The sequence below is a fragment of the Sporosarcina sp. Marseille-Q4063 genome (assembly GCF_018309085.1).
Lineage (GTDB): Bacteria > Bacillota > Bacilli > Bacillales_A > Planococcaceae > Sporosarcina.
Genome location: NZ_CP070502.1, coordinates 1389152 through 1401596, shown reverse-complemented (window position 1 = coordinate 1401596; position 12445 = coordinate 1389152). Strand labels below are relative to the sequence as shown.

Below are 12445 nucleotides of genomic sequence, written 5' to 3'. Positions count from 1 at the left end.
CAATTTAATTGGATTGAAGGAGGATTGGAGTTAATTAACCACTCGACCCCTTTGCTCTTTCGCTAGAATTACAATAACCGTTATTATTCCGACTAAAACAAACACGGCCCATGGAATCATATTATTAACTGCTGCCCCGAGATCATAGAGCACTCCACCCAATAAGTTTCCTGCTAGTCCTCCTATTGCTAGTGCTAATCCGTTAAAACCAAAATATGATGCAGTAAGTGATATTGAAGCTACTTCCGAAATTTCCTTGCTAATCATAGGCTGGAGAAACATTTGACCGAAAGCAAATGTGATAACACCAAGGTAAATACCAATAACATTTGGTGTTATTCCGATAAAGAATAACCCTAGTGTAAGAAGGAAACAACCTAAGGCAATTAGAAATAGAGAAGAGAAGCGATTGGTTAAAAAGCTAATTAGTGGAACCTGCAAGAAGACAATGACAAACGCACCTGAACTATAAATATAGCCAATATTATTATCTATTCCAAGCCAGTCCATTTTTATTGGAACTGCAATGTACAATTGTGAAAAAAGGAACCAAACAAAAATCATTAAGATTGTAAACGTCATAAACCTTTGATTTGTTACGATTTCTTGTAAATCTTCTAAAACTGTTGGATGCGTACTATCTGGCTTAGGCTTAGAGGAGGGTAATCCAATGATACTTACAATGAGGACAAGAATAAACATAATGCCAGAAACCAAGCAAACGATTTGAAAGTCTATTTTTAACAAAAATGCACCAACTACCGGACCAACAATAAAACCTACATTACTTAACATATCCCTAGTGGAATAAATAATAGAGCGATTTTTCGGTGTTGAAAGTACCGTGTAGAGCCCATAGCTTGATGGATGAAAGAAAGCGCCACCAAGCCCAGAAAGAATAGCAGCAAGTAAAAGACCTGGGATGCTGTCGACTAGACCAAACATGATAAAGCCAATAGAACGGATGAAAACACCAATACAAATTAATAATTTATAGCCGACCCGATCGGAAATCATGCCGCCCCATAGTTGAAATGCTTGCTGAAAAAAGCTACGAACCCCAATGATAAGTCCTACTAGGGTTGCAGAAAGGAAAAGATTCTCTAATAAGTAAACAGCCAGGAGGGGAATAATCATGTAAAACCCAAGTGCCATCATTAGTGTATTTATAAGTAATATCCATAACGCGGCTGGAAAATCTTTATAATTCTGTAGCAATTTCATAATTTGTCCTTTCATTTACAATATTTATTCCGCATTAACTGGTTTTGATTCTAAACGAGATGACTTCGAAGGATACGAAACGAAGAAATTGTAGGTGGGGGATTAATTGCAATTCAAATATCCGTTAAAAACAAAATTTAAAGTCGTCACGTCCTGTGGCAACGACTTTGTAAGCCAAATCCTATTGGCCCCAACTAACCGTCAGTCGGGGGAATTACCCCCGCTGATGGAAGTTTAACTCTAACTCTATTACCTCATAAACATACCGCCATTAATTTCAATCGTTTCGCCTGTAATAAAGCTACCTAAATCTGAAACTAGGTATAGCACTGCACCAGCCACATCTGCAGATTCTCCTCCACGACCGATTGGAATTGATTTCACTGCGTTATCTCTGCCTTCTTGAGTATTGAATGTTAGATGGAAAGGTGTATTATCAATAAAGCCCGGTGATACAGCGTTTACATTGATTCCGTATCCAGCTAATTCTTTTGCTAAAGCCTTAGAAAGAGTCATTACGGCTCCTTTTGAAGCTGCATATGCTGACGCACCAGGTCCACCACCATTATGAGCGGCTAAGGATGACATGTTAACGATCCTTCCACCCGCTTCTTTCATTAATGGAAGTGCATACTTTGTAACTAAGAAAGTACTAGTCACATTGACGTCCATTACTTTATGCCAAAGCTCCGTACTCATTTCCTCTATCGTAGCCCGCTGTACTAAATGCCCAGCGTTATTTACTAAAACATCTATTTTATTTTCAAAAAAGCTTGCTGCCTCGGCCATTAATCCTTTTATTTGTTCTTCATCAAGTACGTCTGCTTGGATGGCAATCGCATTTCTTCCCAAATCCTTTATTTGCCCAACAACCTCGTCTGCTCCAGTTCTGTTTTGACCATAATGAACGATTACATCGGCACCAGCTTCTGCTAACGCTAATGCAATCCCTCTACCAATTCCAGTTCCTCCGCCAGTGACAAGTGCTTTTTTTCCATTTAAATTTAACATTCTATCCATCCTCCCATTATATTAAAAGTTTCTTATATATCCAGTTGCTTCCACCTTTGTAAATGCGTTTTGGGAACACTTCATATATAGAAATGCAGCTAAGCTTATCCCGCATAGTAAAAATAAAATCGGGATATATGTAGCAATGAAATAAACTAAAATCGTACTTAATGTTAGCCCGATTGAAATGTGTGGCATCGTAATGGCGATCATTACTGATAAGCGTACTCGATTCGAACTAGTCATCTCATAATGAACATTCATCGGCATAAGAATCATCGTGGCTAATAAATAGATTAATAGAACACTTATCAAAATTGCCCCAATAATAAAGCCAAACGTATTTTGATAATTAAACAAAATACGAATGTCATAGTACAGGAATAGCCCAAGTAATATCCAAAACAAGCCTGTTAATTGGCTTTTAAAAAACATGGTTCTATAGGTATTCCAAAAAGTCTTGATGATGTCAACATCTCCATCTTGCAAGCGCTTTCTAAATACAGCGAACATAGCTAAGGTTGAAGGGATGATACCAAATAGACCCAAGCCGATTACAGCACCAATGAGCCAGAACATTTGTATAACGAAAAGTAGGTAGATCCATTCACTAATGACTGTAAATCTTCCCATTATCTGCTCCAATTAATTCGCTCCCTACAAAAATAAATTAAATTATAATCCGAGTAGATCCTTGCGAATTGGTGTGAATGTATCAATTAGGACCCCTTTTTCTAAAGCTATTACGCCATGTTTCTTGTTACTTGGGATAACTAAAGTCTCACCAACAGATAAAATGTGGTCTTCTCCGTCAATCGTAAAGTGAAATTTACCTTGTAGACAGTAAGTTAATTGTTCATTTGAATGACTATGCTCGTACCCTTCAGCCCCTTTCTCAAAGTGAACTTCCATCATCATTACACTTTTTCCAGGTGGAAATATCTTTCTTACTACCCCTGGTTCTGCGTTCTCCCATTTACCAATCATATTCGTTCTCCCTTCAGGATTGAAGATGATGTTCAATTCAATCTTAGCAAAGGATGTATCAAAAATGCTTCGTTTATTTTTGTATTGTTATCGTTTTTTTTTAGTAGGTTAGAAAGTATAACAACCAAACAAGACTTTTGATTCGAACTAAGGCTTGGTTAAACGATATTCTTAAATACTTATCTCCCTTACAGAATCATATTCTATTATTGGAATTTCCATCTCCACTATAGTTCCAACCCCTTGTTCAGAAGTTACCTTTAATCCATATTCTTTTCCAAAAATAAGCTGAATTCTTCTACTCACATTACTAAGACCTATTCCCATATTTCCACGAACTTCATTTTTATCTAGCATAGCTTGAATTTCATACAATCGCTCAGTAGAAATGCCGCTACCATTATCAATAACCTGAATAACTAGAAAACCGCTTCTCTTTATAGCCCGAATCGTAATGTTACCTTTATAACGAAGCTTTCGTAAACCGTGTTGGATTGCATTCTCAACAATTGGCTGTAAGGATAGCTTTACCACTTCTGCATCGCGCGCTTCAGGAGCAATATCGTAGATGATATGTAATTTTTTTTGAAAGCGATGCTCCATGACAATCATGAAATTTTTCACATGATCAATTTCGCTATTTACTGTCACAACTTCTAAATTACGCAAGGAATAACGAAACATTTTCGACAATGCTGAAGCCATATCTGATATTTCTTCCGAATCGTTTATTACTGCATAAGAACTTATTGTTTCCAAGGTGTTATGTAAAAAATGTGGGTTAATTTGTGCTTGCAATGCTTGAAGCTCAACATTCTTTTTCTCTAGTAGAACAGCTTTATTTTTAAGCTCGGATTCATATAAATTCTCAACGAGATTTGATAGCTCGTTCACCATTTTGTTATAGCTCGAGACAACACTGCTTATCTCATCCGTCCCTTTCAAAGGCTTAATCTTTTCCCATTCTCCTACCTCTAGTTTTTTCATTCCCTGCTGGACCTTACGTAATGGAGAAACAATATCTTTTGCAAATGCAATGGAGATAAGGAGTGCAACGAACAATGAAGTCATAATGGAAATAATTGCTGTATTTCGAATGCCTGAGATAGGCTCAAAAATAACATCTGTCGGTTGCATCGCTACTAAGGTCCATTCTGTTTCAGGGGAATGGTTAAAATAAAATCCCATCTCTTCTCCTTCCCATTCATCCATAAATGATTTCGCTGTTTCATCCTTAAATTTTGAATGAAAGTCTTCTCCTATATATTTGCCTAACCAATTCTCATCTGGATGATATACAATCCTTCCGTCCTTATCGAAAATCCATAATGAGGTGCCATTTTTAAGTTGCGCGATATTCCATAGCTTCTCTAGTGAGGTGGCATCGATCTCAATTCCCAAGATCCCTTTTGGTACAAATGACAGATTTCCTCTAACTCTACGCGCTATACTTATAACATTTTTATTATTATAAGTGCTTTCAGTAGAAAGTACGCTTATTTTCCCTTTTTCTGGTGTGTTTATAATTTCCTTATTATAAAGATTTTTTGAGGCAAGCGGGTCTTCTCCGCTTATGTAATAGTCACTTGATAAAACGTATTGTCCCGTTTCTGCTAATAAATAGATAAGATTAACATGTTGATTTTCCAGCATTATTTGATGCATTTCTTTTTTTATTTCCTTTGAATAATAGTACTTACCAAATCGATTATCTTCTGATAAATCAAGAAATCCTTTAACCTCTTTGTTCATGAGTAAAGGTAGTGTAGCAAGCTCCATATGTTGAACGAACATATCTGTCTGATAACTTGCATTTTCCACGATGTACTCTAAATTTTCTTTGGATTGTTCTCTAATTTCATTTGCAGTATGGTTATAAATGAACCAAGTAATCAATGTAATTGCTACAAGAATAACGATAAAAAAATAGAGTAAGAGTCTTTGTTGAATATTCAATCGATACATTAAACTAATTCACTCCCATTTTTTTACGAAACTCTGATGGGGTTTCTCCTGTATACTTTTTAAATGTTTTTGTAAAGTGCGGGTGGTCATTTAGCCCAATAAAGTAAGGAATATCAATAACTCTTATATCTCTTCGCAATAATAATTCTTTTGCCTTTTCCATTCGTAGTCGAATTCGATATTTCACAAATGTTTCCCCGGTTTCTTTCCTAAATAACTGACTAAAATAAGAAGCATTTAGCCCTAGCTTAGCTGCTACCTCCTTCAAACCAATGTCAGTTTCAATATTTTCAGCAATAAAATCTTTTGCGGTTTGAATCGGATCGATTTCATTTCCTCGTCGCTTTTGCTCTAGCATTTTGATTATCTCTCTACATTTGGCTAGAAAAATTTGATTTGCTACATTCTTACTCGTACAATTTATTTCCCACTGAAATGCTTGTAATAATTGACTTCCCTTATTTTTAATCCTTTGGAATAAAACTTCCATAATATGAGAAAGAATATTACAGTAGTATTTAACAGAAATAGACTTTGCTTCAAAGCTAGCTTGCCATTGGCCAAATAGATAGATCACTTCTTGCTCGTCCAAAGTCCATATAGACTTCTCAAGCAGTTGTAGAATCTTTTCGATTTCATTTGCACCAATATAATCGGATTCATTTTCCTTTAAGCCTGCGATACAACTCGCAATTGTGTCCCTAAGCGTTTGTCTTGTAATCGGTTTCAATAAATACTCTTTAACACCATAGGATATTGCTTCTTGGGCAAATTCAAAACGATCATAGCCTGATATGATTATCCATTGTGCATGGGCTTGCTGTCCACGCCATCCCTCTATTAAGGAAAGTCCACTTAATTCTCCGCATTCTATATCCGTAAAAATAATATCAAATTGTGTTTTTTTGAGGTAGGGAATGGCATCCTCGGCATACTCTACCTCTATAATCGACTGTGGTTTAAAGCTTTCGATTTGAATGGTTTCCAGCATTTTTTTAATTTTTAGACGTGTCATCGGCTCATCTTCAATAATTAAAAGCTTCATTCCTACACCCCTTCTTTAAACAATGAAAACGTTGTTATTTAATTATATAACAATTTATTCAGTTTGTCTAAATCCTAAAAATATTCTAAATACAATCTTACGTTTGGATTTTTATATCATCTGGCTAAAAAAAACACATGTCCTCCAAAATCTATCCCATAGATGAAAGCCCTTTCATTCCCTAAACTAAGATTAAAGCTATAAGAAAGGGAGGAATCGATGTGAGAAAAACACGAGAAGCAATGTTGAAGCATAAAGCACTTTACTTGATTGCGCTTCCAGGGATATTATTCTTTATTGTTTTTAAATATATCCCAATTATTGGATCAGTTATTGCATTTCAAGAATACAACATTTTTAAGGGGTTTTGGGGTAGCCCATGGGTTGGGTGGGCTCAATTTGAAAAGATGTTTCAGTACTCCGACTTCTTGCGCATCCTAAAGAATACGATGCTAATCAATTTTTACGATTTGATTTTTGGCTTTACAGCACCAATTCTTTTAGCGCTTATGTTAAATGAGGTACGAAAGATACTTGCTCAACGAATCATACAAACCGTTGTTTACATGCCACATTTTCTTTCATGGGTTATTATTAGTGGGGTTTTTATTGGTTTATTATCCCCTTCTACTGGATTAATTAATACATTATTAAATGCAATTGGACTAGACTCTGTATATTTCTTAGCTGATGAAAGCTACATTCGATCCATAATAGTCGGTTCAGGTATGTGGCGAGATACTGGTTGGGGAACGATTATTTATCTTGCTGCCCTCGCTGGGATAAATCCACAATTATATGAAGCTGCTGAAATTGATGGAGCAAATCGTTGGCAGCAAACATGGAGGATTACCTTACCGACACTCCTTCCGACAATTATGATGCTACTTTTACTACAAATTGGAAACTTCCTAGATTTCGGATTTGAAAGAGTAGATGTTTTTCTAAATCCATTTAATAGGGTAAATGGAGAGATTTTTGATACATATATTTACAAGGCCGGTTTATTAAATAATCAATATAGCTATACTACCGCAATTGGTATTTTCAAATCTGTTGTAGGGTTAATATTAATCGTTGGAGCAAACTATGTAAGTCGGAGAACGACCGGTAGTAGCCTATATTAGAAAGGAAGGAATGATACGATGGCTATCAAAACAAGTAAAGCACGGAAGGTCTTTCTATTTTCAAATATGACCATTCTAATTATTATTTCAATCGTTATGCTTCTACCTTTTATTCATGTTTTTGCACAGTCATTCAGTAGTGCTACTGCAATTGATCAGGGGCGAGTTAGTTTTCTCCCAGTTGAGTTTACCTTGGACAACTATAGTTTTGTATTCCAAGATGCTAGTATTTGGCGCTCCTTTGGGGTTACGATATTTATTACGGTTGTCGGTACAATTATTAATTTAATCGCTACCGCGTCTCTAGCATATCCATTATCAAGAAGAGAACTTAAAGGGCGGAAATTCATATTATTAATGGTTCTGTTTACAATGATTTTTTCTGCGCCATTAATCCCTACATTCTTAGTTGTACAGTCACTAGGTTTGCTAGATACAGTTTGGGCATTAATTTTTCCGACAGCAATCAGTGCATTCAATTTATTCGTGATGCGATCCTTCTTTGTGCAAATCCCAGAAGAGCTAATAGAGGCTAGTCGAATTGATGGTATGGGTGAGCTACGAATTTTATTCCAGGTAGTTCTACCACTATCCAAGCCAGCACTCGCAACACTTGGAATTTTCTATGCTGTTTTTCATTGGAACACCTACTTTAATGCATTAATGTATATCGAAAACAGAAAGTTGTACCCATTACAAATTAAATTAAGAGAAATGATTGTAGATGAGTCCTTTATATCTGATCCTACATCTAACTTCTATACAACGATTATGTCCTCTTCACCTGAGGGAATAAAAATGGCGACAATTATTGTTGCTACTATACCGATTCTGTTAATCTACCCATTTCTACAGCGGCATTTTGTAAAAGGGTTCATGCTTGGTAGTTTAAAGGATTAAGTATTGAAATATAACTTTAAGTTTTTCATAATTCTAAAAAAAGTACAAGGACACCTAAAAACAGACTAGTTCACTTCGTTTTTTATTGTGCTAATCTAATTATTGTAAGCGCTTTCGATATAAAAAGTTTAAGGGAGGATCAATTATGAAGAGTAGAAAATGGCTAATTATTCTTTTTCTAGTAATGCTAACAGCTTTAATTGCAGGTTGCACCAAGGAAGCAGAGGGTGAGAGCGAGCGCGGTAACGAGAATGAGAATGAATCTACTACAGATAATTCTTTTTCAATTGCTATGAGGACATTAGGTACACCATATGTGGAGAGTCATCCAGAGATAAATGATGATAAATTTGTAAAAGAGATGGAAAGGTTATCAAACACCGATATTCAAATTCGTCTCGTCCCACATAATGAGTATGTAGAGAGAATGACCTTAATGCTCGCGTCAAATGATGTTCCAGATGTACTTCAAGCTGGTGGTGGTGTACTTGGACCAGAACTTGCTGGCGGTGTGGAGGCTGAAGCTTTCTTACCACTTGATGATTTAATAGCAGAACATGGTCCAAATCTACTTGAAAAAATACCGCAAGAAGCATGGGACTCTGTAACGTATGACGGAAAAATTTATGGTATTCCAGATTTTCTATCGAATCCTGGTCGTCGAGGTACAGCAATTCGTTTGGATTTACTTGAACAAACTGGATTGGATGTGCCGCAAACAACAGATGAATATTTAGAAGTGCTCCGAGCATTTAAGGGGCTAGGGGTTGAACATCCTTACCAAGGGCGTGAAAAGTTTAAGTATTCCGATACATTCTTCGGCGCCTTTGATGCATTTCCATATCAATATGAACTGTATGAAGGCCAGGTTGTCCCTAAGTTCATGGCAGGAGATAAGATAAAGGATGCCCTTGCGTTTTATAATACATTGTACAAAGAGGGACTTCTATCACAGGAGTTTCTAACAACCCAACAGCCTGAATATCGAAGCAACATTATAGCTGGTAAGGTTGGAATTTGGTCCATGAACGCCGAAGAGGTTAATTCATGGGAACAGGAAATTAGAAATAATGTACCAGAGGCAGAGATTGAAATTATCCCTTCCCCGACAGGTCCAGATGGGCAAGGCGGACATTATTGGTATGGAAGTGCAACACGTTCATTCGTCATTAATGCTGAAACAAAGGTGGATCCTGCAGTTATCATTAAATTCTTTGACTGGCAATTAACAGAAGAAGCCGAAAGATTCTTTACGTACGGCATTGAGGATGACACATATACGCTGAACGACGATGGAACAGTGAATTACGAAGTACCAGAAGATACAAATCTACTAAATGCACAGCATTATTTAAACAGATGGTTATGGATGGTTAAGGATTCTACGTATACGAAGGGAATTTTGGAATTAACAGAGGATGGCCAGGAGTTGCTTCGCGTCTTTGATGAAGTATTACTAAATGAAGGCCGTGATAGTATTCAGTTTACACCACCTTTAGAAGTATATAGTAGTAATCCAGAAATAAGCCCAGGAAGTGATACCCCCTCGGATATTTGGATGACTGGAGCTGCAAAAATCATCTTAGGTCAAGAACCAATTGACCATCATGATAAAGTGATTGAAGAATGGTTAAATAAAGGCGGTACTAAAGCTATTGAGGAAGCTACGGAACGCTATAATAACGAGGATGGTGTCCAGTTACCAAGAACAAATTGGTGATGCAATTTCAGTAATAATCAGTTATCCCCACTTAGAGATTATACGCATCTCTAATCTTAAAGGTGGGGATGATACTGTAAAATCATGGATTTTAAGTAGAAGTAACTAAAGGAGGATCTTTTATACAATGAATAAAACATTAATTAAGTTATATCAACCAAAGAATGGCGTTCTGAATGTACCTTATCAACCAGATGAAAAAACTGTTATTATTGAAAACCCACCACGATTCACTTGGATGCCGGCCAAACTAGAAGAGGATGTTTATATAGTAGAAATTTCAACACACCCTGAATTTGAACTTGAAAACACATTATCCTATAAACCTGTTTACAACAACTTATTTACACCTGACGAAGTATTAGATCCAGGAAAATATTACTGGCGTTACGCACTGCTTGATGATCATAATCATGACACAATCATCAGCAGCTGGAGTGAAATTCGCCCATTTACTATTTCAGAAGGCTTACCAGAAACACCCTTACCGGGTCGAAGGACACGCTATGAAAATGTTAGCTTAGCAAGACCACGTCTATGGTTAACAGAAAAGGAATTACCTACATTTCGTGATCAAATAAAAAATGATACCTCATACTGTCATTGGGATGCGTTTTATAAAAATTCGGTGGAAAAATATTTATCCCTTCCCTTAATGGCAGAACCTTCACCCTACCCTGGTCATATTCGAGTTGCTAAGTTATGGCGACAAATGTATTTGGATTGCCAGGAAGTACTTTATGCAATCCGTCATCTAAGTGTTGCTGGCGTTATTTTGAAAGATGAAGAAATTATTGAGAAAGCAAAGGAATGGCTTCTCCATGTAAGTACCTGGGATCCTACTGGTACAACCTCACGAGACTATAACGATGAGGCTGCATTTCGTATTGCAGGAGCACTAGCATGGGGGTATGACTGGCTTTATTCCTATTTATCCGACGAGGAAAAGGAGCTTGTGAAAGAACAGCTTTTCATTCGTACTAAGCAAGTTGCTGTACATGTCATGGAACATTCAAAAATCCATCAGGTTCCATATGATAGTCATGCCGTCCGCTCATTATCATCTGTACTCATTCCATGTAGTATCGCATTATTTGAGGATAGCCCAGAAGCAAAAGAATGGCTTGATTATACATTGGAATACTATAGTGGCCTATACACTCCTTGGGGTGGCGCAGATGGTGGCTGGGCAGAAGGGCCACATTATTGGTTAACAGGAATGGCCTATATTATTGATGCGATTAACCTAGTCCGTAAATTTAATGGCTATAATTTATACGACCGTCCATTTTTCCATAGGACAGGGGATTTCCCTTTATTCGTCTATCCGCCAAATACAAGCAGAGCAAGCTTTGGTGACCATGCAAATTTAGGAGAATTACCAGGCCTCAAGGTTGGCTATAATATTCGCCAATTTGCCGGTGTTACGGGAAACGGCTATTACCAGTGGTATTATGAACAAATAAAGAAATACGATATAAACCCATATGATAAATTTTACAATAAGGGTTGGTGGGATTTTTATTTTGATGACATGATGTATGTTCATGACTATCCTACCGTTGAGGCAATTGAACCAAAAGATATCCCTACTGTTAAATGGTTTAAAGATGTTGGTTGGGTAGCTATGCATGCAAATCTGGATAATCCGGATGAACACATCATGTATTTAACGAAGAGTAGTCGTTATGGATCAATCAGTCATAGTCATGGCGATCAAAATGCATTCGTACTTCATGCATTTGGTGATCCACTTGCAATCCATAGTGGCTATTATATTGCGTTTAATAGTACGATGCATAATAACTGGCGCAGACAAACGATTTCTAAAAATGCAATTTTAATTGATGGTATGGGCCAATATGCGGAAAAGGATAAGTTTCATGCGATAGCGGCAAGTGGCCAAATTAAAAAAGTAGAAGAACATGATAGCCATGCCTATGTTTGTGCCGATGCAACTGCAGCGTATCAGCAGTATGTTCCATACTTAACTAGTTATATACGAGAAACTTACTTTGTCGATCAATCCTATTTCGTTATCATTGATTCTATTAGTCTAGAGCAAGAAGCTGAAGTTGACTGGCTAATCCATAGCTTAAATGAAATGGAGCTTAAGCAGCAATCGTTCGTAATTAATGGGGAAAATGCCACATTAGATGGACGCTTCATTTTCTCTTCAAGTGGCGAGTTAAATCTGACCCAATATAATGATTTTCCAGGAGTAGATTTAGCCGAATTAGAAGGGGAACCTGTTCATTGGCGTTTACAAGCAAAAACGCAAGCAGCAAAGCACCATCAAATTGTAACGCTATTACATCCAATGAAGAAACAAGAGCCGAAATATGTCTCCTATTCCATGGATGATCAAGGGTATTCCAGGCAGTTTTACTTTACAGAGGATGGTAAAACTTTCCGAATTGAGAAGGAGAAGGTATTTTGATACTTGCGCTTTTAATCATTTGAAGA

Annotated in this window: 10 protein-coding genes; 4 read left to right on the top strand and 6 right to left on the bottom strand. The window is 36.9% G+C overall.

Going from position 1 to position 12445, the window contains the following annotated elements:
* Nucleotides 1-30: 30 nt before the first annotated feature.
* The 6 genes from JSQ81_RS07185 to JSQ81_RS07160 all read right to left on the bottom strand — a co-directional run bounded on the left by JSQ81_RS07185 (nucleotide 31) and on the right by JSQ81_RS07160 (nucleotide 6232).
* Nucleotides 31-1224 (bottom strand): MFS transporter, encoded by a 1194-nt coding sequence (locus tag JSQ81_RS07185; protein WP_212606990.1) that lies wholly within the window; start codon nucleotides 1222-1224, stop codon nucleotides 31-33.
* A 249-nt stretch (nucleotides 1225-1473) separates the two neighbouring features.
* Nucleotides 1474-2235, bottom strand: a complete 762-nt coding sequence (locus JSQ81_RS07180; protein WP_212606989.1) for an SDR family NAD(P)-dependent oxidoreductase — start codon at nucleotides 2233-2235, stop codon at nucleotides 1474-1476.
* 21 nt (nucleotides 2236-2256) lie between these two features.
* Nucleotides 2257-2880: a YesL family protein gene (locus tag JSQ81_RS07175; RefSeq protein ID WP_212606988.1), complete on the bottom strand. Its 624-nt coding sequence runs from the start codon at nucleotides 2878-2880 to the stop codon at nucleotides 2257-2259.
* Between the two features lie 30 nt (nucleotides 2881-2910).
* Nucleotides 2911-3222 (bottom strand): cupin domain-containing protein, encoded by a 312-nt coding sequence (locus tag JSQ81_RS07170; RefSeq protein ID WP_212606987.1) that lies wholly within the window; start codon nucleotides 3220-3222, stop codon nucleotides 2911-2913.
* A gap of 171 nt (nucleotides 3223-3393) precedes the next feature.
* Nucleotides 3394-5187: a cache domain-containing sensor histidine kinase gene (locus JSQ81_RS07165; RefSeq protein ID WP_212606986.1), complete on the bottom strand. Its 1794-nt coding sequence runs from the start codon at nucleotides 5185-5187 to the stop codon at nucleotides 3394-3396.
* A 4-nt stretch (nucleotides 5188-5191) separates the two neighbouring features.
* Complete coding sequence (locus tag JSQ81_RS07160; RefSeq protein WP_212606985.1) at nucleotides 5192-6232, bottom strand: response regulator transcription factor; 1041 nt, start codon at nucleotides 6230-6232, stop codon at nucleotides 5192-5194.
* A gap of 242 nt (nucleotides 6233-6474) precedes the next feature.
* Between JSQ81_RS07160 and JSQ81_RS07155 the strand changes: the two genes are divergently transcribed.
* From JSQ81_RS07155 to JSQ81_RS07140, 4 genes are all read left to right on the top strand, one after another.
* Nucleotides 6475-7359 (top strand): ABC transporter permease, encoded by an 885-nt coding sequence (locus tag JSQ81_RS07155; protein WP_212607584.1) that lies wholly within the window; start codon nucleotides 6475-6477, stop codon nucleotides 7357-7359.
* An 18-nt stretch (nucleotides 7360-7377) separates the two neighbouring features.
* Nucleotides 7378-8259, top strand: a complete 882-nt coding sequence (locus JSQ81_RS07150) for a carbohydrate ABC transporter permease (protein ID WP_212606984.1) — start codon at nucleotides 7378-7380, stop codon at nucleotides 8257-8259.
* A gap of 145 nt (nucleotides 8260-8404) precedes the next feature.
* Nucleotides 8405-9979: an extracellular solute-binding protein gene (locus JSQ81_RS07145; RefSeq protein WP_212606983.1), complete on the top strand. Its 1575-nt coding sequence runs from the start codon at nucleotides 8405-8407 to the stop codon at nucleotides 9977-9979.
* 127 nt (nucleotides 9980-10106) lie between these two features.
* Entirely contained in the window at nucleotides 10107-12419 is a 2313-nt protein-coding gene (locus JSQ81_RS07140; RefSeq protein WP_212606982.1) for a DUF4962 domain-containing protein, read from the top strand.
* Nucleotides 12420-12445: the final 26 nt, after the last annotated feature.

Coding starts and splice junctions, on each gene's coding strand:
- JSQ81_RS07145 (WP_212606983.1), top strand. CDS start 8,405: ATGAAGAGTAGAAAATGGCTAATTATTCTTTTTCTAGTAATGCTAACA.
- JSQ81_RS07150 (WP_212606984.1), top strand. CDS start 7,378: ATGGCTATCAAAACAAGTAAAGCACGGAAGGTCTTTCTATTTTCAAAT.
- JSQ81_RS07155 (WP_212607584.1), top strand. CDS start 6,475: ATGTTGAAGCATAAAGCACTTTACTTGATTGCGCTTCCAGGGATATTA.
- JSQ81_RS07165 (WP_212606986.1), bottom strand. CDS start 5,187: ATGTATCGATTGAATATTCAACAAAGACTCTTACTCTATTTTTTTATC.
- JSQ81_RS07180 (WP_212606989.1), bottom strand. CDS start 2,235: ATGTTAAATTTAAATGGAAAAAAAGCACTTGTCACTGGCGGAGGAACT.
- JSQ81_RS07140 (WP_212606982.1), top strand. CDS start 10,107: ATGAATAAAACATTAATTAAGTTATATCAACCAAAGAATGGCGTTCTG.
- JSQ81_RS07185 (WP_212606990.1), bottom strand. CDS start 1,224: ATGAAATTGCTACAGAATTATAAAGATTTTCCAGCCGCGTTATGGATA.
- JSQ81_RS07170 (WP_212606987.1), bottom strand. CDS start 3,222: ATGATTGGTAAATGGGAGAACGCAGAACCAGGGGTAGTAAGAAAGATA.
- JSQ81_RS07160 (WP_212606985.1), bottom strand. CDS start 6,232: ATGAAGCTTTTAATTATTGAAGATGAGCCGATGACACGTCTAAAAATT.